This is a genomic window from Sphingomonas kaistensis (assembly GCF_011927725.1).
In the GTDB taxonomy this organism is placed as follows: Bacteria; Pseudomonadota; Alphaproteobacteria; order Sphingomonadales; family Sphingomonadaceae; genus Sphingomicrobium; species Sphingomicrobium kaistense.
The window spans coordinates 1,104,362-1,128,055 of the sequence record NZ_JAATJC010000001.1 but is presented as its reverse complement, the minus strand read 5'-3'; the positions used below and the strand labels follow the sequence as shown (position 1 = coordinate 1,128,055).

The window sequence follows — 23,694 nt, the reverse complement described above, 5'->3', positions numbered from 1 at the left end:
ACGCTCGTTACGCCGCGCGCACCTCGGCCCGACCAAGCGCCGCGGCCACCGCATCCTGCAAGGCCGCGACGGTGAACGGCTTGCGCAAGAGTTCGTGGCCCTTCAGGTCCTCGCCCTCGCCGTCACCGACATAGCCGGTCACGAATAGGACGCCGAGCTCGGGATAGCGGCGCTTCAGGTTCCGCACGAGTTCGGGACCGGTCATGCCGGGCATGATGACGTCGCTGATGACGAGGTCGAAGACCTGGCTCTCGAAGGCCGCCAGCGCTTCCTCGGCGTTGGCGCAGGCGAGCGGCTCGTAGTCGAGGTCCTCGAGCGCTTCGATGGTGGCGCTGCGGACGCGAGGATCGTCCTCGACCAGCAGGATCCGGGCGCCGCGGTGCCCCGCCGCCATTTCGCTGTTGAACTGGCCGCTGAAGGTCGGATGCAGCCGCACTTCCGCCGGCTGGGCGTGGCAGCGGGGAAGGTAAAGGCTGACCACGGTTCCGACACCGACCGCGCTGTCGATCGCCACTTCGCCGCCCGACTGCCGCGCGAAGCCGAAGATCTGGCTGAGGCCGAGGCCGGTGCCCTTGCCGACCTCCTTGGTGGTGAAGAAGGGTTCGAAGGCGCGGCGCTGGACCTCTTCGCTCATGCCGCTGCCGGTATCGGCCACCGCGATCCGGATATAATCCCCGGCGGGCAGGTCGCCGACCTCGCCGTCGGTCAGCGGAATGTCGCTGGTGGCGATGGTGATGACGCCCTCGCCCTCCATCGCGTCGCGCCCGTTGACCGCGAGATTGAGCAGCGCATTCTCGAGCTGGTGGGGATCGACGAAGATCGGCCATTCGCCGCTGGTGTCGACATTGACCGTGATCCGCTCGCCCAGCGTCCGGTCGAGAAGGTCGGTCAATCCGCGCACCAGGTCGGTCGGCAGGACGCGTTCGGGCAACAGCGGCTCGGCGCGGGCGAAGCTCAGCAGGCGGCGGGTCAGCGCGGCGGCGCGGGTCGCCCCGTCCATCGCATTGTTAAGGTGCTGCATGACCTCACGCTTGGGTCCGCCGAGCCGGCGGCGGGCAAGGTCGATGCCGCCGACCACCACCGCCAGCATGTTGTTGAAGTCGTGCGCGATGCCACCGGTCAGCTGGCCGACGGCTTCCATCTTCTGGATCTGGCGAAGCTGCGATTCGGCCGCCTCGCGCTCTTCGGCCTCGGCCAGCAGCGCCTCGTTGGCGGCCGACAATTCCTGCGTCCGCATCGCCACCGCCTGCTCCAGCGTATCGGCCTCGCGCCGGGCGATGAAATTCTGCCGCACCGCCTGCAGCGCGAGGATTCCGAGGCCGATCGCCGCAAGCCCGATCAGGACGCCCAGCCACGACAGATAGTCGGTCAGGCGGTCGGCCTGCGCCGAGAAGAATTGCGTCTGCTCCATGCTGCTGCGGAGGACGGCCCGTTCGGACGAGGCAATTTCGGACAATTTGGCCCGCAGCTGTGAACCGAGTGGCTTGGGTGCGTCCTGTTCCTCGCGGGTGAACGAGTAGAACAGGCCGATCCCGCCCTCTCCCCGCGCTCCCGCCGCGGCTTGCGCCACCCGCCCAAGGTTTTCTCCCTGGCGGTCGTAGAGCGAGCGAGCCGTGGCAACGCGTTGTTTCTGGTCGGGATCGTTGCGGACCAGACGCTCCAGCTGCCGCAACTGGGTTCCGGCAAGCCGCCACTCGTTGATGTAGATGCTTCCCGAGCTTTGCAGGTCCTCGTCGAGCACGAAGCGCCCCAGTGCGGCTTCCGACCGCGCGATGGTCGCGTCGACGGTTCGGACCAGCAGGGTCACGTCATAGGCGTGGCGTTCCCGCTCCAGCGCGGCATCACGCGCACGGTTGCTCATCGCGACCAGAAGCACCATGCCAAGCAGGATGAGCGCAGCCACCGTCGCACCGGCAGCAGCCCCGAAGCGCCCTCCGTCGAACCCGTTGTCGTCGGTCCTCGCCCTCATGGGAAAACAGTCTAGAACCCGACAGGGCGCCGCACAACCATCCGTTCAGGTACGAGGTGCCAGATTCGGACGTATGCGACTTTGCTCCGCCCTGCTGATTTGCCTGTTCGCCGCGACCCCGGTCCTCGCCGCCGAGCCCGTCCGGCTATCGCCCGAACAGGCGCTGGCGTCCGATGCGGATCGTTATGCCGCGACCTTCGGGGTCAGCGGCGAGGAAGCCCAGCGCCGGCTCGACCAGCAACGGGCCAGCACCGCGCTCACCGACGCCCTGCGGGTGCGCTACCGGGAGCGGCTGGCGTCGATCAGCGTCGTCCATCGCCCCGACTGGCACCTGCTGGTGCGCCTCACCCCCGGCGAGCAACCGGCCGACACGATCGAAGCGGCGGGCGGCCTGCAGATTCCGGTGCGATTCACCACCGACGCCGCGGCGACCCGGATCACCGGCGTGCGCCTGCTCGACCAGTATCGCTACCTGCTGCCGCAATTGATCCAGGGCTATCGCGGCGCCGGGGTCGATCCGCGGACCGGCGGGCTGGTGGTGATGCAGCGCCCCGGCAGCGACGCGCGGGCCGCAAGCGAGGTGGAGACGCTGCTGGCCGCGCGACTTGGTCTGCCGGTCCGGGTGCGCCGGCTCGACGCCGTGCTGGTCGACAGCGCGGCGATCGGCGGGGGGCGGGTCGAGGGGCCAAATGCCGAAGGACGCCGCTTCCGCTGCACCACCGGCTTCGTCGTGCGCGATCCCGCCGGCAAGCTTGGGATCACCACCGCCGCACATTGCCCCGACACGCTCCACTGGCGCGCGCCCGATGGCGAGGAACGGCTGCTGCCGATGCTTGGCGCGTGGGGCGCGGCGCAGAACGACATGCAGATCCACGGCGGGATCGGTCCCGCCGAACCGCTGGTCTTCAGTGACCGCGACAAGAAGGTCGTGCGCCCGATCACGACCTGGGCGACCCGCCCGATGACCCGGCCGGGCGACTGGCTGTGCCTTCGCGGCGAAAGCTCGGGCTATGCCTGCTCGGAGGTCGAGCTGACCGACTTCGCACCGCCCGGCGACCTGTGCGGGGGCCTGTGCACCTCGAGCTGGGTGACAATGCGTGGCCCCGAATGCCGCCGCGGCGACAGCGGCGCGCCGATCTTCCTCGGCTCCGTCGCCTACGGCACGCTCAAGGGCGGCGCCTATACCGCCAGCGGCGGCTGCGCCTTTTCCTATTACCAGAGCGTCGATTACCTGCCTGACGGCTGGCGGCTGCTGACGGCTAGATAACCCCGACGCGCTTGCCTGCGGCTTCGAACATGCCGAGGATCTCGCCGACCTGTTCCTCGCTGTGCAGCGCGCAAAGCGAGCAGCGCAGCAGGGTCATTCCGGCCGGGGTCGCCGGCGGCCGGGCAAGGTTCACGTACAGCCCTTCCTGCAGCAGCGCTTCCCACATCGCGGCGCCGCGCTCGAGGTCGGGCATGATCACCGCGATGATCGCCGACTGCGGGGTTTCGGTGCCCAGCGTGAAGCCAAGGTCCTTGAGGCCGCCGTGCAGGCGCCGGCTGTTGGCCCACAGGTGCGCCCGCTTGTCGGCCGCGCCGCGCAGCAGGTCGATCGAGGTGGCGGCAGTGGCCACCACGCTCGGCGGCAGGGAGGCGGTGAAGACGTAGGGGCGGCAGACCAGCCGCAGGATCTCGAACTTGGGATGATTCGAGACGCAGAAGCCGCCGACCGTCCCGACCGACTTGGAAAAGGTACCGATCACGAAATCGACGTCGTCCAGGACGCCCTGCTCCTCGGCGACGCCGCGACCGTTGGGGCCGATAAAGCCCATCGAATGCGCTTCGTCGACCAGCACCATCGCGCCATGCGCCTTGGATATGGCGACCATCTCCTTGAGCGGGGCGGTATCGCCGAGCATCGAATAAACGCCTTCCAGCACCACCAGCTTGCCCGCTTCGGCCGGAAGCCGCTTCAGGCGCTTTTCCAGCGCTTCAACGTCATTGTGGCGGAAGGCGACGATCTGGGCGTTGCCCAGCGCGCAGCCGTCGTAGATCGACGCATGGCTGTCGATGTCGAGGATGACGTAATCGTCCTTCCCCGCCACCGTCGAGATGATCCCGAGATTGGCCTGGTAGCCGGTCGAGAAGACCATCGCATGGTCCATGTCGTAAAAACGCTTGAGCGCTTCCTCGCACTCGCGGTGGCCTTGGTAGGTGCCATTGAGCACCCGGCTTCCGGTCGTGCCCGCGCCATATTCGTCGAGCGCCTTGTGGCCAGCGGCAAGGACCTGCGGGTCGAACGTCTGACCCATGTAATTATAGGTGCCGAGTAGGATCGTCCGCTTGCCGTTGCAGATCGCGACGGTCGGACTCTCGACCCGCTCCATGACGAGGTTGAACGGATCGGTGAGCCCGGTCGACAGCAGAGCCTCACGCTGGTCGATCAGCGGCTGGAACTTGTCGAACAGGTCGGGGGCGGTCCCTCGCGGAGCGGCCTTGCCCGGCTCGGCGACCATGGCGATCCCGGGATCGGTCATGCCTGTCCCTCGAGCTCGCCGACCGCGTCGATCAGTGCACCGACGGTTTCGATCTCGGCCGCCCTGTTCATGGTGATGATGATGTCGAACTCGTCCTCGACCGCAGCCACGAAGTCCATCACCGTCAGGCTGTCCCATTCGAGGTCCTGGGCGAAGCGCGTGTCTTCCCCGACCTCGATGCCCTTCTTGTTGAAGTCGCCGATCAGGCGGTGGATGCGGGTCTTTCGTTCGTCACGGTCGGTCATGGCAATCTCGCTAGGGTTTTGCCCCTCTAAGCGCAACAAGGGGGCGAAATCCGGGCACGGTCGCGCTAGGGCGGCGGCAATGAACGACAGCCTCCCGCCCTATGCCGAACTGCTTCAGCTGCGAACCGAGCAGGGCGAGGACGGGCAGACCCTGTTCGTGATGCCCTTTCACGACGACGTGGTCGGGCGCCCCGGCTATCTTCACGGCGGGGCGATCGCCGGCCTGCTGGAATTCGCGGCTTATGGCGAACTGTCGCTCGCGCTCCGGGGCCGCGACCTCCACCCCAAGCCGATCTCGGTGACGGTCGACTATCTGCTGGGCGGACGGGACCGCGATACCTATGCCGCCGCCGTCATCGAGCGGCTTGGCGCGCGGATCGCCAATGTCGAGGCCTTCGCCTGGCAGAAGGACCGCGCAACACCGATCGCCAGCGCCAGGATCAACTTCCTGTTGGCAGCGGACTAGCGGATCGCGCCACTGCGGATCAGCCGCGGCAGCAGGGTCACCGCAGTGACCAGCGGGTGCTTCTTCTGCCAGTCGCTCAGCTCGATCTTCGTGCCCGCATGGCGATTGATCTTCCACGCGATATATTCGGCGCCGCCGGCAAAGGTCGCGCTGGCCTTGGCGAGGCGGGCGACCGACAGCAGCTTGCCTTCCACACGGCGCCGCTTCCACGATCCGCTGCAACGCTTCCCACAGGCCCGTGCCGCCGCCATCGCCGGTCCGAAGAAGCGCAGGTAGCGCTGCGGGTCCTGGTCGACGACATTGACCCCGCGCTCCTTCTTCTCGGCGCGCAGCTCGGCCGAATAGGTCAGTGCGAATGCGGCTTTCCACAAGTCGAGCGGCGGCTGGTCGTTGGGCACCGCGCTCAGCGCCGCACTCAGCAGGGTCGGCGCGGCGCGCGACACCGCCGCCACCACCTTCTCCCGTGCGGCCTCGTCGGCGACCCAGACCAGCCGGCTCGGCTGCGCGAACCGGGCCCACACCGACACGCTGCGGGTTTCGGGGCCGTTGAGGCGGTGGAAATCGGCCTCGCTCAGCACCGCATATTTGGCGATCAGGTCGCCCTGCGCGAAGGGAAAGACGTTGGGCGGGATCAGCCGGTTGGCGGCCGCCATCCAGCGCGCCGGATACGCTTCGGCATAGTCCGACACGATCAGGTAGAAATCGAGCATCGCGCCTTCGAGCGCGACGTCGCGCAGGCACGAGCCGTAGAACAGCACCGCGCGCGAGGCGGTACCATGGGCCGCGGCGATCGCCGCCGCCATCGCCGCGATCCGCGGATCGACGGCATGGCCAAGCTCCTCCGCCACCAGGCCGCGCAGCGCGGCCATGGGCTCAGGCGGCGAGCCGGACAAAGGACAGGGGCGCGGCGCGGGTCAGCATGATCGGGTCGCCGATCCCCGCCTGGAACATCTCGCCGTCGAGGAATACCGACGAGCGGTCGCCCTCGATCGAGATTTCGTCGGCTTCCTCGAGGTGGACGCCGGCCAGCTTCTTGTGGCCCAGCTTGCCGCCGATCGCTGCGAACAGCCCGCGCAGCATCGAACTCGAACGATGTTCGACCGCAAGCAGCTTGAGCGAGCCGGTGCGCGCGGTCTTGACCTCGCCCCCCAGCAGCAGCCGTTCGAGCGTGGTCACGGCAAGCAGGCCGAACCGGCCGCGCAGGATCCCGTGGCGGCGAACTTTGACCACGATATGCTCGGGGCTTGCCGGCAGGAATCGCCCGGTCAGGCCGAGCAGCGCAAGCAGAACTGCGATCGCGGCAATCACGTGGCTGACCCCGTTCGGAAGGCCGAGCGGATAGATCTTCTCGCGGCAATAGAGCATCGTGTCGGCGAGACCCGCGCCGCCCAGGAACATGCCGATCGCCGGCAGCGGCCGCTTGGCGCTGGTCAGCGCGATCAATTCACGCGCAACGAGGTGGCTTTCGAGGTCACCCCGCGCGAGTTCGAGCAGGCGGCGCAGCGCCTCGAGCGGATTGCCCTGGGCGCCGAGGTCGAGCGCGATGAGGTTGGTCTTGCCGTTGGGAAGCACCGCCACCGGCGGTAGGTCGTCGCCGAAATGGCTTCCGTTGACCAGCTCGGTCAGCGCCGCCTGGACCGTCCCGTCGCCGCCATTGATGACCAGCACCTTGGGCCGGACCAGGGCGATGGTCTTGAGCGCCTCGCCGACCTGGTCGGCCCGCTCGACCTCGTAATGGAAGATGTCGGGATGCTCGGCACAGAACTCCCGGATGCGTGGGAGCTGCGAGATATTGCCGGTGGAGCGGGGGTTGCTGAGGAGTGCGATCCGAGCCTTGCCCATCAGCGGACAAAGCCTCCGTAGCGAGCTTCCGGGCGCGCCGACGCAGCTGCCTTTCGCGGCAAGACTGTGTGGGGAAGGCTGCGCATTTCTGTCACTTTCCTCGGCATCCAGATCGTTCGAATTGCCCGATTGTCAGCTCCGCTTCAGGAAGCGGGCGCCAGGCGGGAACACGAACAATTGTCTCGTTGCGCTTGCTTTGCGGCCAAATCATGGTGTTGAGGGGCGGACCCGGAAGCTCATGCCACTCATCGACCGATACATAGCCAAGGCGATCGCCATTCCGCTTGCCGGCACGCTGATCCTGGCGGCGATGCTGCTCGTGCTCGACAAGATGCTGCGGCTGGTCGATTTCGTGATCAACCTGGGCGGTCCGGTCAGCGTGGTGTGGCGGATGCTGGCCAACCTGCTGCCCGAATATTTCGCGCTCGGCATTCCGATCGGACTGATGCTCGGCATCCTGCTTGCCTTCCGCGGCCTCGCCACGTCGAGCGAGCTCGATGCGCTGCGCGGGGTCGGGACCAGCTTCGGCCGCCTGCTGCGGGTGCCGATGGCCTATGCGGTGGTGCTTGCCGCGCTGAACCTGTTCCTGGTCGGCTGGCTGCAGCCGTGGACCCATTACGGTTACGAGCGGCTGCGCTTCGACCTTCGCTCGGGCGCGCTTGGCGCGAGCCTGCAGGTGGGCGAGTTCAACACCCTGTCCAAGCGCTTCACCATCCGAATCGACCGCAGCGAAAAGGGCGGCACCCAGTTGATGGGGCTGTTCGTGCAGGCCGACGACCAGAAGGGCGGCGGGATCGTCGCCACCGCCTCGCAGGGCCGGTTCCTCGCCACCGACGATCCCGACACCATCCTGCTGCGGTTGGAACGGGGACGCCTGATCCAGCAGAACCCCAACTTCACCACTCCGCGCACGCTCGGCTTCCAGAGCTACGACCTGCCGATCAAGCTGCCCCGGGTCGACAGTTTCCGGGCCCGTGCCCAGGACGATGCGGAGGAGATGACCCTGCCCGAAATCATCCGCGCCAGCTATGGTGGCGGAGCGACCGGGGAGGCCAATCTCGCGGCCCGGGCGAACCTTCATTTCCGGCTGGTCGAGGTGATCCTGATGCTGCTTCTGCCAATGCTCGCAGTGGCGCTGGCGGTGCCGCCCAAGCGCTCCAGCTCGAGCCTCGGCATCTTCATCGGGATCGTGATGGTGGTCGCTTATCACAAGATCAACCAATGGGCCGAGGACGCCGGTGCGCGTGGCGATTTCCCGGTGGAACTGGTGATGTACGTGCCCTTCCTGCTGTTCGCCGGGCTGATCCTGTGGATGTACCTGACGCTTGCGACCAAGCCCGGCGGCCAGCCGATCGGCGCGCTGGAACGCGGCGGCGCGAAGCTGTGGGGCTATATCAAGCGCTTGCTGCCCAATCCCCGCCGCCGCCGCCTGAGCCGCGCCGCATGATCAACCTCAACTTCGTGCCCTCGTGGCGGCTCGCCCGCTATACGGTGTGGTTGTACGTGTCGCGCAGCCTGGCGGTGCTGCTGTCGCTCAGCCTGGTGCTGATGATGCTCAACCTGCTATCGGAATCGGGCAAGATCCTGGCCGTGACCGGCAATGGCGAGGCCGAGCTGTGGCGCTACGTCGGCTATCGCTTTCCCCAGCTCATCTCCTTCGCCTTTCCGTTCTCCTTCCTGCTCGGCGCGCTGATCACCTTCACCACGCTCAATTCCAACAGCGAGGTGGTGGCGATGAAGGCGGCGGGCCTGTCCGCCCACCAGCTGCTTGCCCCGCTGATCGGTGCCAGCATCGCGCTTGCCGGCCTGTCGTTCGCCTTCAACGAACTGGTGGTGGTGAAGGGCAGCCGCCAGCTCAGTGCATGGAGCGACAATGATTACCGCCCCGTCCCGCCCGACAGCGGGATCCTGAGCGATATCTGGGTCACCGCCGGCGACGATTACGCCCACGCCCAGCTGGTGACCGGCCGCGGCACCGGCGTCCGGATCCAGAAATTCCTACTGGTCGAGCGCCAGGACATCACGGTTGCGCGCCTGATCAACGCGGAGCGGGCAAGGCCCGACGGCAACGGCTGGCTGCTCGAGGACGTCAGCATCTACGATTCGGCGATGAACGCGGTCCTGAAGCGCCCGACCATGCGGGTCATGGAAGGCGTCGAGCCGCAGCGCTTCACCCTCGCCAAGGTCGATCCCGATGCGCAGGACTTCGCCACCCTCAGCGACAATATCGCCGAAATGAAGCAGGCGGGGGTCAACACCGCCACCGCCGAGACCGGATTGCTGCACAAATTGTCGCAGCCGCTGTCGACGGTGCTGATGCCGCTGCTGGCCGCCATGGCCGCCTTCGGCCTCGCGCGGTCGGGCAAGGTGCTGCTTCGCGCCGCGGTCGGCATGGCACTCGGCTTCGCTTACTTCGTAATCGACAATTTCGCGGTCGCGCTAGGCAATATCGGCTCCTACCCGCCGCTGGTCGCCGCCTGGGCGCCGTTCCTCCTATTCCTGCTGATCGGCGAGACAGTCCTCGTTCGGTCCGAGGAATGATCTTGCCAACCTCTTGTAAACGCTGGACAATAAAGCCCATGAAAGCTCTCCTGGCGGGTCTCGCCCTGCTTCTTGCCGGCCCGGTCGCCGCAGCACCGGCCAAGCCGGCCGCCAAGATGTCGCCGGTCACCGTGATCGAAACCGGCGAAGGCTGGACCTTCGGCAAGGCCGGTGCGCCCCTGCTGGCCGAATATGCCAGCTATGGCTGCCCGCACTGCGGCCAGTTCGCCGGCGCCATCTTCCCTCGGGTCGACGGGCTGGTGAAGGCGGGCAAGCTGCGTTTTGCGTGGCGGCCGTTCCTGATCTTCCCCCAGGATCGCGCAACCGCCGTCCTGACCCGCTGCGTCGCGCCGGCCCGCCGGCTCGCCTTCATCGAGGCGGTGATGGCCCAGCAGACTGAGATCAAGGCCGCGCTCAAGGCCGCCGACGACGATGAAACGTCGCGCGCGGCCCTGTACGAAGCCGAGCTGGCCGGTCCGATTTCCCATGCCGGGGCGCTCGCGAAGGCCGCCGGGCTGCTGCCGCTGGCGCAGAAGCACGGCCTCACCACCATGCAGGCGAGCGCGTGCCTGTCGAACGCCGCCCACCATCAGTGGGTCACCAACGCCGACATGACCGCCCGCTTGAATGGCGTCACCGGAACACCGACATTCATGTGGAAGGGGGCAAAGATCCCCACTGGAACGCCGGACGATCTGCTCGCGATGCTGCCGCAATAGGGCCAAGTGTCCCATTGTCGCCGCATTGAAAGGGCAGAAGAAAGGCTGGTCGGCTTGTCCCTTTGGGGCGGCCGCTTTCATTGACAGGCAAGGTCAGGTCACGTGAGCAGCAAGGTTAAGCCCGGTATCTGGAGGCGGTCGCATTACCTCGACCGGATGACCCTCAAGGACCTGTGGGTCGCTTACTTCCAGTATCCGGCGATCATCGGCTATCTCGCGCTGACCGCGGTGAGCGTGGCCGTCTGGGCCCGCTATCCCGCGACCCTGGTCCAGACCGCGACTGCGGCGGCGCTGGTACTCGTCCTCTATCCGCTGGTCTGGTACTGCCTGCACCGCTGGGTGCTGCACAGCAACTGGATGTTCAAGTTCCCCTTCCTGGCGTCGACCTGGAAGCGGATCCATTATGACCATCACCAGGATCCCAACCACCTCGAAGTGCTGTTCGGCGCGCTCCACACCACGCTTCCGACCATCGCCCTGGTGACGGTGCCAGTCGGCTATGCGGTGGGCGGCGTCGGCGGCGGCGCGGCGGCGCTTGCGACCGGCCTGCTGACCACCTGCGTGTACGAGTTCGTGCACTGCATCCAGCACCTCGCCTACAAGCCGAAGTCGAAGCTCATCGCCGAGATGAAGAAGCGTCACATGGCGCATCACTTCCACGACGAGAGCGGCAATTACGGCATCACCAGCTACTTCTGGGACCGCCTGCTCGGCACCTTCTACGACCGGCCCGAGCGCCCGGCCAAGAGCCCGACCGTGTTCAACCTCGGCTACACCGAGGAAGTCGCGACGCGCTATCCGTGGGTGAAGAAGCTGTCGGGCGGGATCGTCGCCACCGGCCACCCGCGCAAGCGCGGCGACAATCACGCGCCGGAGCGCGAAGCGGCCTGATCCCGCAATCGGGGCTCCTGCTCGGGCGGCGAAACCGCTAAGCGCCGCCGCGTGACCAACCTCGACCTCGTCCCCGACAGTGAGCGCGTCGGCCTGATCGGCGCCCTCCCCGCGTCGGCCCGGCCCTACGCCAGCCTGATGCGGGTCGACCGCCCGATCGGCACTTGGCTGCTCTACTGGCCCTGCGCCTGGGGGATGCTGCTCGCTGGTGTCGACGGCCGCTGGAGCCTGCTGCTGTGGTTCCTGCTCGGCGCCTTCGCGATGCGGTCGGCCGGCTGCGTCTACAACGACCTGGTCGATCGCGACCTCGACTCCAGGGTCGCCCGCACCCGGCTTCGCCCGCTCGCCAGCGGGCGGGTCAGCGTTCGCGCGGCCTGGGTGCTGATCGCGCTGCTCTGCCTGATCGGGCTGGTGGTGTTGTTCCAGCTTGCGGCGGTGGCCCAGGTTACCGCGCTCGCCAGTGTCGCCCTGGTCGCGGCCTACCCTTTCATGAAGCGGATCACCTGGTGGCCGCAGGCGTGGCTCGGCCTGGTGTTCAGCTGGGGCGCGCTGGTCGGCTGGGCAAGCATCGCCCGCGGCCTCGACCCGGCGGGCTGGTGGCTGTGGGTCGGAAGCGTGTTCTGGGTGGTCGGCTACGACACGCTCTACGCCATCCAGGACAAGGAGGATGACGCGCTGGTCGGGGTCCGCTCCTCGGCCCGCCGCCTCGGCCGCAACGCGCCGCTCGGCGTCGGCCTCTTCTACCTCGTCGCGCTGGGTGGATGGGGCATTGCGATCTGGCTGGTCCGGCCCGAACCGCTCGCCCTGCTCGCCCTCGCCCCCGCCGCGCTTCACCTCCTCGGCCAGGTCCTGCGGGCCGATGCCGATGACGGCGACAAGGCGCTCGCCCTGTTCCGCTCCAACCGCTTCACCGGGCTGCTGCTGGCGCTCGGCTTCGCCGCCGTAGGGTTGAGTAGCGCCGCCTAACCGCTACATCGCGTCGATGTTGAGCGAACCCCAAGCCGCCGATCTCGCCGCCGCCCTGGTCGAAGCCGCCCGCAAGGCCGGTGCCTCTTCCGCCGACGCGATGATCGGGATCAGCCGCTCGAGCGGCATTTCGGTCCGCCTGGGCGAGCTCGAGGACATCGACCACAGCGAATCGTTCGAGGTGTCGCTGCGCCTGTTCTATGGAGCCCGCTCGGCCACGGTTTCCTCCGCCAGCCTCGATTCCGCCGGTTTCGCCGAACTGGCCGAGCGGGCGATCGCCATGGCCCGCCAGGCGCCCGAGGATCCCTATGCCGGCCTCGCCGATCCGGCCTTGCTCGGAAGCGGCGTCGGCGACGACCTCGGCCTGTTCGATCCTACCGTTGCGCCGCTGTCGGACCTCGAGGCCCGTGCCCGGGAGGCCGAGCAGGCCGCCCGCGCCGTCGCCGGGGTCAGCAACAGCAATGGCGCGTCGGCCGGCTCCGGCCAGAACCTCGTCGCGCTGGCCACCTCGACCGGCTTCGCCCGCGCCACCCGCTCCAGCTACTTCAGCTGCTCGGCAAGCGTGATCGCGGGCGACGCCGGAGCGCTCCAGCGCGATTATGCCTCGCACAGCAGCCGCTTCCTCGCCGACCTCGACGCGGCGGAAGAGATCGGTCGCAAGGCCGGTGAGCGGGCGGCGGCGCGGCTCAACCCGGTGCGGCCGCCCTCGGGCGCCTGCCCGGTCTTCTTCGATCCGCGAGTATCCTCCTCGCTGCTCGGCCACTTTGTCGCCGCGGTCACCGGCAGCGCCATCGCGCGCAAGACCAGCTTCCTCCAGGACGCCCTCGGCACCCGGCTGTTCGGCCCAGGCATCATCATCCGCGACGATCCCTTGCGCCCGCGCGGCCTGCGCAGCCGGGCGTTCGACGGCGAAGGGCTGCCGTGCCGGCCGCTCGACCTGGTCGCCGACGGGGTGCTGACCAGCTGGCTCGCGACCAGCGCCGATGCCCGGCAGCTCGGGATCGCGCCGACCGGTCATGCCGGCCGCTCGGTCGGCGGAAGCCCCGGGGCAGGTCCGTCCAACCTGATGCTCCTTCCAGGCGGCAGGAGCCGCGAGGAGCTGCTCGCCTCCGTCCCCCGCGCGATCCTCGTCACCGAGCTGATCGGCCAGGGCGTCAATCCGGTGACCGGCGACTACAGCCGCGGCGCCGCAGGCTTCCTGGTCGAAGGCGGCGAGATCGGCGCCGCAGTCGCCGAGATCACCATCGCCGGCAATCTCAGGCAGATGTTCGCCACGCTGGAACCGGCGAGCGACCTCGAACTACGCCGCGGGATCGATGCGCCGACCCTTCTGGTGCCCGAGTTGACGGTGGCGAGCGCCTAGCCGTCCAGCTGCGCCAGCACGGCCTCCGCAAGCGTCCGGAACGCCGCCGCCGCCGGTCCCTCCCCCGCCGCAGGAGGGCGCCCCGCGTCGCTCTCGGCGCGCAGGCTGGCCGATAGCGGCAGGCGTCCGAGGAAGGGCACGCCCAGTTCCCCCGCCGCCGCTTCCGCCCCGCCGCTGCCGAACGGATCCGAGGTCTCACCGCAGCTTGGGCATTGGTAGCCCGCCATATTCTCGATGATCCCCAGCACCGGGACGCTGGTCTTGCCGAACAGGTCGATCGCCCGCCGCGCGTCGATCAGGGCGAGGTCCTGCGGGGTTGAGACCACCACGGCGCCCACCGGCCGTGACTTCTGGATCAGCGACAGTTGCACGTCTCCAGTGCCGGGCGGCAGGTCGACGATGATCAGCTCGGTGCCGGTCCAGTCCCCCTCGACCAGCTGCGCCAGCGCGCCCGACGCCATCGGTCCGCGCCAGGCCAGCGCGTGGCCCGGGCTGACCAGCTGTCCGACCGACAGCAGTCTGACCCCCTGCGCCTCGACCGGGATCAACTTCTTGTCCCGCGCCTCCGGACGCTCGTTGGTGCCGAGCAGGGTCGGCTGCGACGGGCCGTAGATGTCGGCGTCGATGATCCCGACCTTGTGCCCCAGCCGCGCCAGCGCGATCGCGAGGTTGACCGACACGGTCGACTTGCCGACCCCGCCCTTGCCCGACCCGACCGCGATCAGCTTCGGCCCCGCGGCCTTGCTTGCGGTCATCGCCACCCGCGCCTCGTCGACTTCGGGCTGCCCCAGCGCGATTGCCTTGAGCCGCGCCTCGAGCGCGGCCCGGTCCGTGTCGCCCAGGCCGGTGGCATCCACCACCAGGGTCGCAACGCCGCCCACCAGGCGGACCGAACGAAGGCGCGCCGCGTCGGGGCCGAACGATTGTGGATCAAGGGTCATGGCTGAAGGCGATTAGGCCTCCTCCGACCCGGCACAAGAGCCATTGTTCCGACCCCACTGTTAAAAGCGCGGCCTGCATCTATATCTGTGCGCATGAACATGACACCGGGGTGGGCAGCACGCGCGCGCGGCCTTTTTGCCGACAACAAGGGTCCTTGGGGATCGGGCACCGGCTCGACTCCTCCTCCCACCAATGGCGGGGGCGATAATCCCACCCCCGGCAACCCGGGGCCGGCAAGCCCGTGGGGGACGCCCGGCCCGGGCCGTCCACGCGGTCCGGGCGCAAGCGTCACCAGCCTCGATGATTTCCTTGCCCGTGGCCGCGCCCGCTTCGGCGGCGGCGGTGGCCGCGGCGCTGCCGGACCGCCCAGCAAGTCGCTGATCGGCTGGGGCCTGCTCGCAGTGGTCCTGCTGTGGCTGCTGTTCACCAGCTTCCACCGCATCGCCCCCGAAGAACGCGGCGTCGTCACCCAGGTCGGCCGCTACAGCCGCACGCTCGGCCCCGGCATCGGCTTCACCCTGCCCAGCCCGCTCGAGCGGGTGCAGAAGGTCGATGTCGAGAACATCCGCAACATCGACCTCGGCTCGACCTCGACCGAGACGCTAATGCTGACCGGCGACCAGAACATCATCGACATCGCTTATTCGGTCCGCTGGAACGTGCGCGATCCCGAGCTCTTCCTGTTTGAGATCCAGAATCCCGAGGAAACCATCCAGCAGGTCGCCGAAAGCGCGATGCGGGCGGCACTGTCGGGCGTCACCCTCGACCAGGCGATCGGCGAAGGCCGCGGCGAGATCGAGAACCGGGTGCAGGAAAACATGCAGCGCATCCTCGACAGCTACAAGTCGGGAGTCCTGATCCAGGGCGTCGCGGTCAAGCAGGCCGATCCCCCCGCCGCCGTCAACGACGCCTTCAAGGCGGTCAGCGCGGCGCAGCAGGCCGCCCAGAGCGATATCAACCAGGCCCGCGCCTACGCACTCCAGCTGGCGCAGCTCAGCCAGGGTGAAGCGACCGCGTTCGACAAGGTCTACGAACAATATCGGCTCGCCCCCGAGGTGACCCGCCGCCGCATGTATTACGAGACCATGGAGCGCGTCCTGCAGAACGTCGACAAGACCATCGTCGAGGCGCCGGGCGTGACGCCCTACCTGCCGCTGAACCAGACCCGTCCGCCGGCCGCAGCGATCAGCGAGCCCGGTGCACAGGCGCCCAACGCGGGAGCCGGCCGATGATCGACACCCTGTTCCGCCGGCCGATGCTGGCCGCCTTTGTCCTGCTGGCCGTGCTGATCACCGTGCTGTCGAGTGTGGTCATCGTGCCCGAAACGCGGCAAGCGCTGATCGTCCAGTTCGGCAAGCCGGACCGCATCCTCAACCGGACCCGCTCGGGCGAGGTGATCGGCGGCAACGGTGCGGGCCTCGCCTTCAAGGTCCCGTTCTTCGAGGACATCGTGTGGATCGACAAGCGCGTCCGCGACGTCGACATGGAGCGCCAGATGGTGCTGTCGACCGACCAGCTGCGGCTCGAGGTCGATGCCTTTGCCCGCTATCGCGTGGTCGATCCCCTGCGCATGTACATCCGCGCCCGTTCGGAAGAGCGGGTCAGCGACGCGCTTCGCCCGATCCTCGGCTCGGTGCTGAGGAACGAGCTTGGCCGCCGGCCCTTCGCCGACCTGCTCAGCCCCGAGCGCCAGGGTGCGATGGACAGCATCCGCCGCAACCTCGATATCATCGCCCGGCAATATGGCGTGCAGATCATCGACGTGCGGATCAAGCGCGCCGACCTGCCGGACGGCACCCCGCTGCAGTCGGCCTATGACCGGATGAAGACCGCGCGCGAGCAGGAAGCCCGCTCGATCCGTGCCACCGGCGCCCGTCAGGCCCAGGTGATCCGCGCCGAGGCCGACGCGCAGGCCGCCAACACCTATGCCGCCAGCTTCGGCAAGGATCCGGCCTTCTACGACTTCTACCGGGCCATGCAGGCCTATCAGCGGACCTTCGTCGGCGAGGACGGCAAGGCCCGTCCGACGAACGTAATCCTCTCTCCGCAGAATGATTTCCTGCGGGAATTCACCCGGGGGGGTGAGCGGTGATTGTGTTCAATGCGCGTTCAGGCGCTTGACCTAGCACAACAGCCGATGCCTCTACTCTCATGGGAAGTTGAAGATCTATGAAGTTCGCCAAGGAGTTCCCCAGAGTGCGCTATGCCTATAGTGTCGCAGCGGCCCTGCTGATCGGCGGGAGCGCTTTCTCGATCGCCACCGGTCCGGTCGGTGCGCAGGTCGCCCAGAACGCCCCGGCGGCGATGCCGCCGCGCGGCGCGCCCGTATCCTTCGCCGACCTCGCCGCCCGGCTGCAGCCGGCAGTGGTCAACATCCAGACCAAGCAGCGCGTCCCGGTCCGCCAGGGCCAGACCGATCCGCTCGCCGAGTTCCTGCGCCGCTTCGGCCAGCCGGGGCAGGGCCAGGGCGGCGGTCAGGGCGAGGCCGCCCCGCAGACCCGCGAATCCGGTTCGCTCGGCTCGGGCTTCTTCATTTCCGCCGATGGCTATGTCGTCACCAACAACCACCTGATCCAGGGCGCCGGCGGGACCGGCACCGTGGACAGCGTGACCGTGATCATGACCGACCGGCGCGAGCTTCCCGCCCGGATCATCGGCCGCGACGCCGCCAGCGACCTCGCCCTGCTCAAGGTCGAAGGGTCGGGCTTCCCGTTCGTCAGCTGGGGCGACAGCCAGCGCGCCCGGGTCGGCGACTGGGTGATGGCGATCGGCAATCCCTATGGCCTTGGCGGCACCGTCACCGCCGGCATCATCTCGGCCCTGCACCGCGGGATCACCGGCGCCGGCGCCTACGATCGCTACATCCAGACCGATGCCAGCATCAACATGGGCAACTCCGGCGGCCCGATGTTCGACCTCGACGGCAACGTGATCGGCGTCAATTCGGCGCTGATCAGCCCGACCGGCGCAAGCGTCGGCATCGGCCTCGCCATCCCGGCCGAGCTTGCCCGCCCGGTGATCGACAGCCTCCGCCGCGGCCAGCGTCCGCAGCGCGGCTACCTCGGCATCAGCCTGCTTCCGATCGGCGAAAGCGAAGCGGCGGCGCTGGGCATCCCCCGCAATCAGGGCGAACTGGTTCGCTCGGTCGTCCCGGGCCAGCCCGCCGCCCGCGCCGGGATCCAGCAGGGTGACGTCATCGTCCGGGTCAGCGGCCGTGAGGTCACGCCCGATGAGACCGCTTCCTACCTCATCTCGCTGGTCACGCCCGGCCAGCGGGTCCCGATCGAAGTCATCCGCGACGGTCGCCGCGTGACGGTGAACACCACCGTGGCGCAGCGTCCGACCGACGAGGAACTGGCACGGATCAGCGGTGCGACGCCTGAAGGACAGGCGTTCGATCCCAATGACCAGAATGCCCCGGCGGTCCCGGCCGGTCAGGCGCTTGGCCTCTCGCTCCAGCCGTTGACGGCGGACATTGCGCGTGCCGTCAACGTGCCCGCCGAGACGCGCGGCCTGGTCGTCACCAATGTCGATGCCAACAGCGACGCCGCCGAGAAGGGAATCCGCCGCGGCGACGTCATCCTCTCGGTCAATCGCCAGGCCGTCAGCTCCACGGCGCAGGTCGGCGCGGCGGTCGATGCGGCCCGCCGCGCAGGGCGCACGGCCGTGCTGCTGCTGGTCAAGCGCGGCCCGGCGCCGGAAGGCTTCATCGGCGTCGATATCGCCCGCTAAACGTCTCGCCTATCCTCCCGTCCCTCGCTAGGCTTCCGGCCAGCGAGGGACGGGAGCGAACATGGCCAGCATCTTCATCGGCGCGCACACTGGCGGAAGCCAACCGCAACAGCTCGAACTCAAGCGGGCCAACCGCCATGGCCTGATCGCCGGAGCGACCGGAACCGGCAAGACGGTCACTCTGCAGGGGCTGGTCGAAGGGTTCAGCGCCGCCGGGGTCCCGACCTTTGTCGCCGACGTGAAGGGCGACCTTGCCGGCCTCGCCATCGCCGGCTCCCCGACCGCCAAGACCCACGAGATCTTCGCTGCAAGGGCCGCCGAACTCGGCATGACCGACTGGCAGTATCGCGATTGCCCGGTCCAGTTCTGGGACCTGTTCGGCGAGCAGGGCCATCCGATCCGCACCACCGTCAGCGAGATGGGGCCGCTGCTGCTGGCCCGGCTGATGAACCTCAACGATGTGCAGGAAGGCGTCCTCACCATCGCCTTCCACGTCGCCGACAAGGAAGGCCTGCTGATCCTCGACCTCGACGACCTGCAGGCGATGCTGGTCGCGTGCGGGGAGCGGGCGGACGAGCTGACCCTCGAATATGGCAATGTCGCCAAGCCCACCATCGGCGCCATCCAGCGCAGCCTGCTTCAGCTCCGCTCCCAGGGCGGCGACCATTTCTTCGGCGAGCCGGCGCTCGACCTCGAGGACTTCCTGAAGCTCGGCGAGGACGGCCGCGGGATCGTCAACATCCTAGCCGCCGACAAGTTGATGGCCTCCCCGCGGCTCTATTCGACCTTCCTGCTGTGGCTGCTGAGCGAGCTGTTCGAACTGCTCCCCGAGATCGGCGACAGCGACAAGCCCAAGCTCTGCTTCTTCTTCGACGAAGCCCACCTGCTGTTCGACGATGCTCCGCCCGCCCTGCTGGAAAAGGTCGAGCAGGTGGTGCGCCTGATCCGCTCCAAGGGCGTCGGCGTCTACTTCATCACCCAGAACCCGATCGACATCCCCGACAAGGTCGCGGGCCAGCTCGGCAACCGCGTCCAGCACGCCCTGCGCGCCTTTACCCCGCGCGACCAGGCCGCGGTCCGGAGCGCCGCCGAAACCTTCCGCGCCAATCCTGACGTCGACGTCGCCACCGCGATCACCGAGCTGAAGGTCGGCGAGGCGTTGGTGTCGTTGCTGCTGCCCGACGGCAGCCCCTCGCCGGTCGAGCGCACCTTGATCCAACCGCCGGCCACGCGGGTCGGTCCGCTGTCCGCGCAGGAACGCGCCATCTTCGTCGGCACCGACGCCATCGGCAGCAAATATGACACGCTGATCGACCGCGACAGCGCCGAGGAGATCCTCAAGGCCAAGGCCAGTGAGGCATCCGCCGCCGCCGAGGCCGCGCGGGCCGACAAGGAAGACGCCAAGGCCGCCGCGCTGCAGGCCAAGGAGGATGCCCGGCTCGCCAAGGAACAGGCCCGCGCCGACGCACTCGCCCAGCGCGAGGCCGAGCGGCTGCGGCGCGAAAGCGAGCGCCAGGCCGAGCGCGAGCGGGTGGCGGCCGAGCGCGAAGCCGCGCGCCAGGCCCGCGAAGCCGCCCGCCCGACCATGTTCGACAAGGCGGTGCAGTCCGCCGCCCGCTCCGCCGCTTCCTCGGTCGGCCGCCAGCTCGGCGGTCGCCTGCTGCGCGGGATTCTCGGCGGCCTCCTCAAGTAAGGCGTTCGATGTCCGATCTCGTCATCCGGCCGGTCACCACCAAGGCCGACAAGAAGCGCTTCGTCGACCTCGCGTGGGACGTCTACCAGGACGATCCCGCCTGGGTCCCGCCGTTGAAGTCCGAGGTCATGGGCCTGATCACCCCGGGCGAGAATCCGTGGTTCGAGCATGGCGAGGCCGCGCTGTGGCTGGCGGAGCGCGGCGGCCGTCCGGTCGGCCGCATCTCGGCACAGATCGACCGCCTGGTGCTAGAACATATGGGCGAGGGCACCGGCAATTGGGGCATGTTCGAAGTGCTCGACAGCGAGAAGGAGGCCGGACCGGCCCTGATCGCCACCGCCGAGGACTGGCTGCGTGCGCGCGGGATGACCCGTGCGCTGGGCCCGATAAGCCTGTCGATCTGGGACGAGCCCGGGCTCGAGATCAAGGGCTTCACCGATCCGCCCACGGCGATGATGGGCCACCATCGTCCCGCCTATGAAGCGCAGGTCGAGGCCGCGGGCTATGCCAAGGCCAAGGACCTGTACTGCTATGCGCTCGACATCCGCGTGCCCCTGGAGCCGCTGGCCCAGCGCCTGATCCAGGCCGGCAAGCGCTCCAGCCGGATCCGCATCCGCGAGGTCGACAAGTCACGCTTCGACGAGGAAGCGGCGATCATCCTCAACCTGCTCAACGATGCCTGGTCGGACAATTGGGGCTTCGTGCCGCTGACCGAATCCGAGATCGCCTACGCCGGGAAGAAGCTGAAGCCGATCATCTTCGAGGATCTGGTGGTGGTCGCCGAGGTGGATGGCGAGCCGGCCGGCTTCATGATCACCATTCCCGACATCAACGAACTCACCCGTGACCTCAACGGCAGGCTGTTTCCGTTCGGCTGGGCAAAGCTGCTGTGGCGGCTGCGCAAGCCCAGGGTGCACCGGATGCGGGTGCCGCTGATGGGCGTCGCCAAGAAGCACCAGGGCGGCCGGCTGGCCGGGCAACTGGCCTTCATGATGATCGAATATTGCCGCCAGAATTCGGTCGATAATTATGGCGCCAGCCACGGCGAATTCGGCTGGGTGCTGGAGGATAATGGCGGGATGCTGGCGATCGCCGACCTGCGTGGGTCGGAGCGGAGCAAGATCTACCGCATCTACGAAAAGGCGCTTTAGGCGGCGCCGTCGTCGGGCTTGGCCGCTCGCTCGAAGCGGACCCCCGCCTGACCGCCGACGGCCCAGCGCACCTGGCCCCGGACCCGCCCGATCCTGGGGATGGTCAGTTCGAGATAGTCGCCGATCCGGAACCAGCCGCTCAGGCGGCAGCCGTCCAGCGACAGGTTCGAGACCTTCGCCTTGCTGCAATGTCCGTCGGGATAATGGACGTCCGCGTCCAGTTCGACCTCGTGGCGCAGCCGCCGCGCTGGCCACTCTTCAAGGTTCGTCACGCAACAACAGCCCCTGCCGGGCCAGCACGATTGCCGCCCTCCCCTTGAGAATGCTCTTACACTGATATTGATGCGAGTTAATTAACGATACGGACGTTAGGTCAGGGTCACCCAGGTCGGTGCATGGTCGCTGGCCTTCTCCTGCCCGCGCGCCCAGCGGTCGACCCCGGCGGCGACCAGCCGGTCGGTGACCTGCGGGCTGAGCAGCAGGTGGTCGATTCGGAAGCCCGCGTCGCGCTGCCAGCAACCGGCGGTGTAATCCCAGAAGGTGTAGAGCCGCTCTTCCTTTGGGTGCAGCGCGCGCAGCCCATCGGTCCAGCCCTGGTGGAGGATCCGCCGCCAAGCCGCCCGAGTCTCGGGCTGCATCAGCGCGTCATGCTTCATCGCCGCGACCGAAAAGACGTCGCGATCCTCGGTCACCACGTTCCAGTCGCCGGCCAGGATCACCGGCCGCTCCTCCGCCAGCAGTTCCGCCGCACGCTCGCGCAGCCGCTCCATCCACCGCAGCTTGTAGGGGAATTTCTCGGTTCCGACGGGATTGCCGTTGGGCAGGTAGATCGACGCGATGACGATGCCGTTCACCTCCGCCTCGATGTAGCGGCTGTGGGTGTCGTCGGGATCGCCCGGAAGGCCCACGCGGCGCAGGTGCGGGCTCTCCCCGCGGGCAAGGATCGCGACCCCGTTGAAGCCCTTCTGCCCGTGCCACACGGCGCGGTAGCCGGCGCCTTCGATATCGAGCACCGGAAGCGCCTCGTCGGCGCATTTCAGTTCCTGCAGGCAAGCGACGTCGGGCTTTTCGCGCTCCAGCCATTCGAGCAGGCGGGGCAAGCGGGCACGGATCCCGTTGATGTTGAAGGTGGCGATCTTCATCGGCCGGACTTAGCCAGCCTGACGCGCCAAGGCGAGGGATCAGATTCCGAAGCTGGACCCGCAACCGCAGCCGCTGGCCGCGTTGGGATTGCGCACCTTGAAAGCCGAGCCGCCGAGGTCCTCGACATAGTCGACCTCGCTTCCCTCGAGGAGATCGAGGCTGACCGGGTCGACCACCAGTCGAACGCCGGCGGTTTCCGCGACGGTGTCGCCTTCCTCCGGCTCGCCCAGCGCAAAGCGATAGGTGAAGCCCGCGCAGCCGCCACCGTCGACCGCAAGCCTAAGCACGGCCGGCTTGTCCTGCTTGTCGGCGATCAATGCCACGCGGCGCGCCGCGGACTCGGTGAGGATGAGGTTGGTCACGAAATCCATGTAGGGCGCCGCACCGGCACCCTCAAGCGGGACTCAGCGCTTGCCGCGGCTCGGACCGCCAAGCGCGATCTGGTCCATGCTGTGGCCGTTGCGGCTCTTGATCGAGGCCAAGTAATCGGTCGAACGCATGAACGGGATCGGATTGACCGCTCGGCCGTCGATGCGGACTTCGTAATGGAGGTGGCTGCCGGTCGAACGGCCGGTCGAGCCCATGCGGCCGATCAGCTGGCCACGCTTGACCCGGTCACCGGCACGGACGCTAAACGCCGCCAAGTGGCCATAGCGGGTCTCGATGCCGCGGCCGTGATCGAGCTTGATGAGGTTGCCGTAGCCGCCGCTGTTGAAGCCGGCGTCGGTGACGGTGCCGTCGGCGGTGGCGTAGATCGGCGTGCCGTGCGGACCGGCAAGGTCAATCCCGGCGTGCATTGCAGCACCGCGGCCGAACGGGTCGTTGCGGACTCCGAAGCTGGAGGTGAATTCGGCGGTCTTGACCGGCTTGTCGGACGGAACCGCGATCACGCCGTCCTGCAGCGAGTCGAGCTTCTTCCAGCTGTTGAACAGCGCCTTGAAGGTCGGGTCGCTCTTGGTCGCCGGTTCGAACGGACCGCCGACGGCAAGACGCTTGGGCGACAGGCCCAGCTTCTTCAGCTCGCGGGTGGCGGTACGATAACGCTGCTCGAGGCGCTCGGCGGCGGCGGCTTCTTCGGCGGCAAGCTTGGTTTCGGCGCGGGCGAGCGGCGCGGCGATCGCGGCCGGAAGCGACGCGGTCTCGCTAATCTCGGGAAGCGCGGACGGATCGACGTCACCGCCGGCGAGCATGGTCGCGAGCAGCTTCTGGCGCTGCTCGATGAGGCGCGCGCGCTGCTCGGTCGCGACGGCCAGCTGCTGCATCTGGGTGGTGTCGCCCGCGGCGACCCCGGCCTTGTCGCCGCCGATGAAATGGGCGGCTGCGAACGCGGACCAGGCCAGCATCAGCGCAGCGGCAATCAGGAAAACGGTTTGAACGGAAGCGGAGAGGCGAATGCGACGGAGCTTGGTGCCGTCATGCACGAACAGGTCGCGGCTGCGGAGCAGTCCCGTTGTTCGAATGGCATGCGTCATAGAAACAAAGCTCCTAGCTCGTTCACGTTTCAGGAAGCCC

Annotated in this window: 23 protein-coding genes; 13 read left to right on the top strand and 10 right to left on the bottom strand. The window is 68.1% G+C overall.

Annotated elements, in window-relative coordinates:
* Positions 1–7 precede the first annotated feature (7 nt).
* Complete coding sequence (locus tag GGQ97_RS05565) at positions 8–1,969, bottom strand: response regulator (protein WP_168068019.1); 1,962 nt, start codon at positions 1,967–1,969, stop codon at positions 8–10.
* Positions 1,970–2,042: 73 nt separating this feature from the next.
* Between GGQ97_RS05565 and GGQ97_RS05560 the strand changes: the two genes are divergently transcribed.
* Positions 2,043–3,236, top strand: a complete 1,194-nt coding sequence (locus GGQ97_RS05560; protein WP_168068018.1) for a chymotrypsin family serine protease — start codon at positions 2,043–2,045, stop codon at positions 3,234–3,236.
* Here the strand turns inward: GGQ97_RS05560 and spt are convergent.
* The gene (gene spt, locus GGQ97_RS05555; RefSeq protein ID WP_168070756.1) at positions 3,229–4,467 is read right to left on the bottom strand and encodes a serine palmitoyltransferase; all 1,239 of its coding nucleotides are present in this window, start codon (positions 4,465–4,467) and stop codon (positions 3,229–3,231) included. The genes GGQ97_RS05560 and spt overlap by 8 nt on opposite strands.
* 17 nt (positions 4,468–4,484) lie before the next feature.
* Positions 4,485–4,733 carry an acyl carrier protein gene (locus tag GGQ97_RS05550; RefSeq protein WP_168068017.1) on the bottom strand — a complete coding sequence of 83 codons (249 nt, stop codon included), beginning with the start codon at positions 4,731–4,733 and terminating at the stop codon, positions 4,485–4,487.
* Positions 4,734–4,812: 79 nt separating this feature from the next.
* Here GGQ97_RS05550 and GGQ97_RS05545 point away from each other — a divergent pair, with 79 nt between their 5' ends.
* Positions 4,813–5,199: a PaaI family thioesterase gene (locus tag GGQ97_RS05545; RefSeq protein WP_168068016.1), complete on the top strand. Its 387-nt coding sequence runs from the start codon at positions 4,813–4,815 to the stop codon at positions 5,197–5,199.
* Here the strand turns inward: GGQ97_RS05545 and GGQ97_RS05540 are convergent.
* Both GGQ97_RS05540 and GGQ97_RS05535 read right to left on the bottom strand, forming a co-directional pair.
* Complete coding sequence (locus GGQ97_RS05540) at positions 5,196–6,068, bottom strand: hypothetical protein (protein ID WP_168068015.1); 873 nt, start codon at positions 6,066–6,068, stop codon at positions 5,196–5,198. The two genes, GGQ97_RS05545 and GGQ97_RS05540, sit on opposite strands and share 4 nt — an antisense overlap.
* A gap of 4 nt (positions 6,069–6,072) precedes the next feature.
* A complete protein-coding gene (locus GGQ97_RS05535; RefSeq protein ID WP_168068014.1) occupies positions 6,073–7,041 on the bottom strand; it encodes a diacylglycerol kinase family protein in 969 nt (322 codons plus the stop codon).
* 238 nt (positions 7,042–7,279) lie between these two features.
* On the opposite strand from GGQ97_RS05535, the gene lptF reads away from it, so the two are divergent.
* The 6 genes from lptF (at position 7,280) to GGQ97_RS05505 (ending at position 13,521) form a co-directional block, all read left to right on the top strand.
* Complete coding sequence (gene lptF, locus GGQ97_RS05530) at positions 7,280–8,488, top strand: LPS export ABC transporter permease LptF (protein ID WP_168068013.1); 1,209 nt, start codon at positions 7,280–7,282, stop codon at positions 8,486–8,488.
* On the top strand, positions 8,485–9,582 hold the full coding sequence (lptG, locus tag GGQ97_RS05525) for an LPS export ABC transporter permease LptG (protein WP_168068012.1): 1,098 nt from the start codon (positions 8,485–8,487) through the stop codon (positions 9,580–9,582). Before lptF ends, lptG begins: the two co-directional genes overlap by 4 nt.
* Before the next feature lie 38 nt (positions 9,583–9,620).
* Positions 9,621–10,301 (top strand): DsbA family protein, encoded by a 681-nt coding sequence (locus tag GGQ97_RS05520; RefSeq protein WP_168068011.1) that lies wholly within the window; start codon positions 9,621–9,623, stop codon positions 10,299–10,301.
* A gap of 156 nt (positions 10,302–10,457) precedes the next feature.
* Positions 10,458–11,192, top strand: a complete 735-nt coding sequence (locus tag GGQ97_RS05515) for a sterol desaturase family protein (RefSeq protein ID WP_168070754.1) — start codon at positions 10,458–10,460, stop codon at positions 11,190–11,192.
* Between the two features lie 51 nt (positions 11,193–11,243).
* On the top strand, positions 11,244–12,158 hold the full coding sequence (gene ubiA, locus GGQ97_RS05510; RefSeq protein WP_168068010.1) for a 4-hydroxybenzoate octaprenyltransferase: 915 nt from the start codon (positions 11,244–11,246) through the stop codon (positions 12,156–12,158).
* Between the two features lie 16 nt (positions 12,159–12,174).
* Complete coding sequence (locus GGQ97_RS05505; protein ID WP_168068009.1) at positions 12,175–13,521, top strand: TldD/PmbA family protein; 1,347 nt, start codon at positions 12,175–12,177, stop codon at positions 13,519–13,521.
* Here the strand turns inward: GGQ97_RS05505 and GGQ97_RS05500 are convergent.
* Positions 13,518–14,462, bottom strand: a complete 945-nt coding sequence (locus GGQ97_RS05500; RefSeq protein WP_168068008.1) for a P-loop NTPase — start codon at positions 14,460–14,462, stop codon at positions 13,518–13,520. The two genes, GGQ97_RS05505 and GGQ97_RS05500, sit on opposite strands and share 4 nt — an antisense overlap.
* 93 nt (positions 14,463–14,555) lie before the next feature.
* Here GGQ97_RS05500 and hflK point away from each other — a divergent pair, with 93 nt between their 5' ends.
* From hflK to GGQ97_RS05475, 5 genes are all read left to right on the top strand, one after another.
* Positions 14,556–15,695 (top strand): FtsH protease activity modulator HflK, encoded by a 1,140-nt coding sequence (hflK, locus tag GGQ97_RS05495; RefSeq protein WP_425338709.1) that lies wholly within the window; start codon positions 14,556–14,558, stop codon positions 15,693–15,695.
* On the top strand, positions 15,695–16,555 hold the full coding sequence (gene hflC, locus GGQ97_RS05490) for a protease modulator HflC (protein ID WP_425338729.1): 861 nt from the start codon (positions 15,695–15,697) through the stop codon (positions 16,553–16,555). The genes hflK and hflC overlap by 1 nt, the downstream gene beginning before the upstream one ends.
* Before the next feature lie 104 nt (positions 16,556–16,659).
* The gene (locus GGQ97_RS05485) at positions 16,660–18,195 is read left to right on the top strand and encodes a Do family serine endopeptidase (RefSeq protein WP_168068005.1); all 1,536 of its coding nucleotides are present in this window, start codon (positions 16,660–16,662) and stop codon (positions 18,193–18,195) included.
* A 61-nt stretch (positions 18,196–18,256) separates the two neighbouring features.
* Complete coding sequence (locus tag GGQ97_RS05480) at positions 18,257–19,888, top strand: helicase HerA-like domain-containing protein (RefSeq protein ID WP_168068004.1); 1,632 nt, start codon at positions 18,257–18,259, stop codon at positions 19,886–19,888.
* Positions 19,889–19,896: 8 nt separating this feature from the next.
* Entirely contained in the window at positions 19,897–21,039 is a 1,143-nt protein-coding gene (locus tag GGQ97_RS05475) for an N-acetyltransferase (RefSeq protein WP_168068003.1), read from the top strand.
* On the opposite strand, the gene GGQ97_RS05470 is transcribed toward GGQ97_RS05475, so the two are convergent.
* The 4 genes from GGQ97_RS05470 to GGQ97_RS05455 all read right to left on the bottom strand — a co-directional run bounded on the left by GGQ97_RS05470 (position 21,036) and on the right by GGQ97_RS05455 (position 23,654).
* Positions 21,036–21,311, bottom strand: a complete 276-nt coding sequence (locus GGQ97_RS05470; RefSeq protein ID WP_168068002.1) for a PilZ domain-containing protein — start codon at positions 21,309–21,311, stop codon at positions 21,036–21,038. The two genes, GGQ97_RS05475 and GGQ97_RS05470, sit on opposite strands and share 4 nt — an antisense overlap.
* A 96-nt stretch (positions 21,312–21,407) precedes the next feature.
* Positions 21,408–22,181, bottom strand: a complete 774-nt coding sequence (gene xth, locus GGQ97_RS05465) for an exodeoxyribonuclease III (RefSeq protein ID WP_168068001.1) — start codon at positions 22,179–22,181, stop codon at positions 21,408–21,410.
* A gap of 39 nt (positions 22,182–22,220) precedes the next feature.
* On the bottom strand, positions 22,221–22,553 hold the full coding sequence (gene erpA / locus GGQ97_RS05460) for an iron-sulfur cluster insertion protein ErpA (protein WP_168068000.1): 333 nt from the start codon (positions 22,551–22,553) through the stop codon (positions 22,221–22,223).
* A gap of 33 nt (positions 22,554–22,586) precedes the next feature.
* A complete protein-coding gene (locus GGQ97_RS05455; RefSeq protein WP_168067999.1) occupies positions 22,587–23,654 on the bottom strand; it encodes a M23 family metallopeptidase in 1,068 nt (355 codons plus the stop codon).
* Positions 23,655–23,694 lie beyond the last annotated feature (40 nt).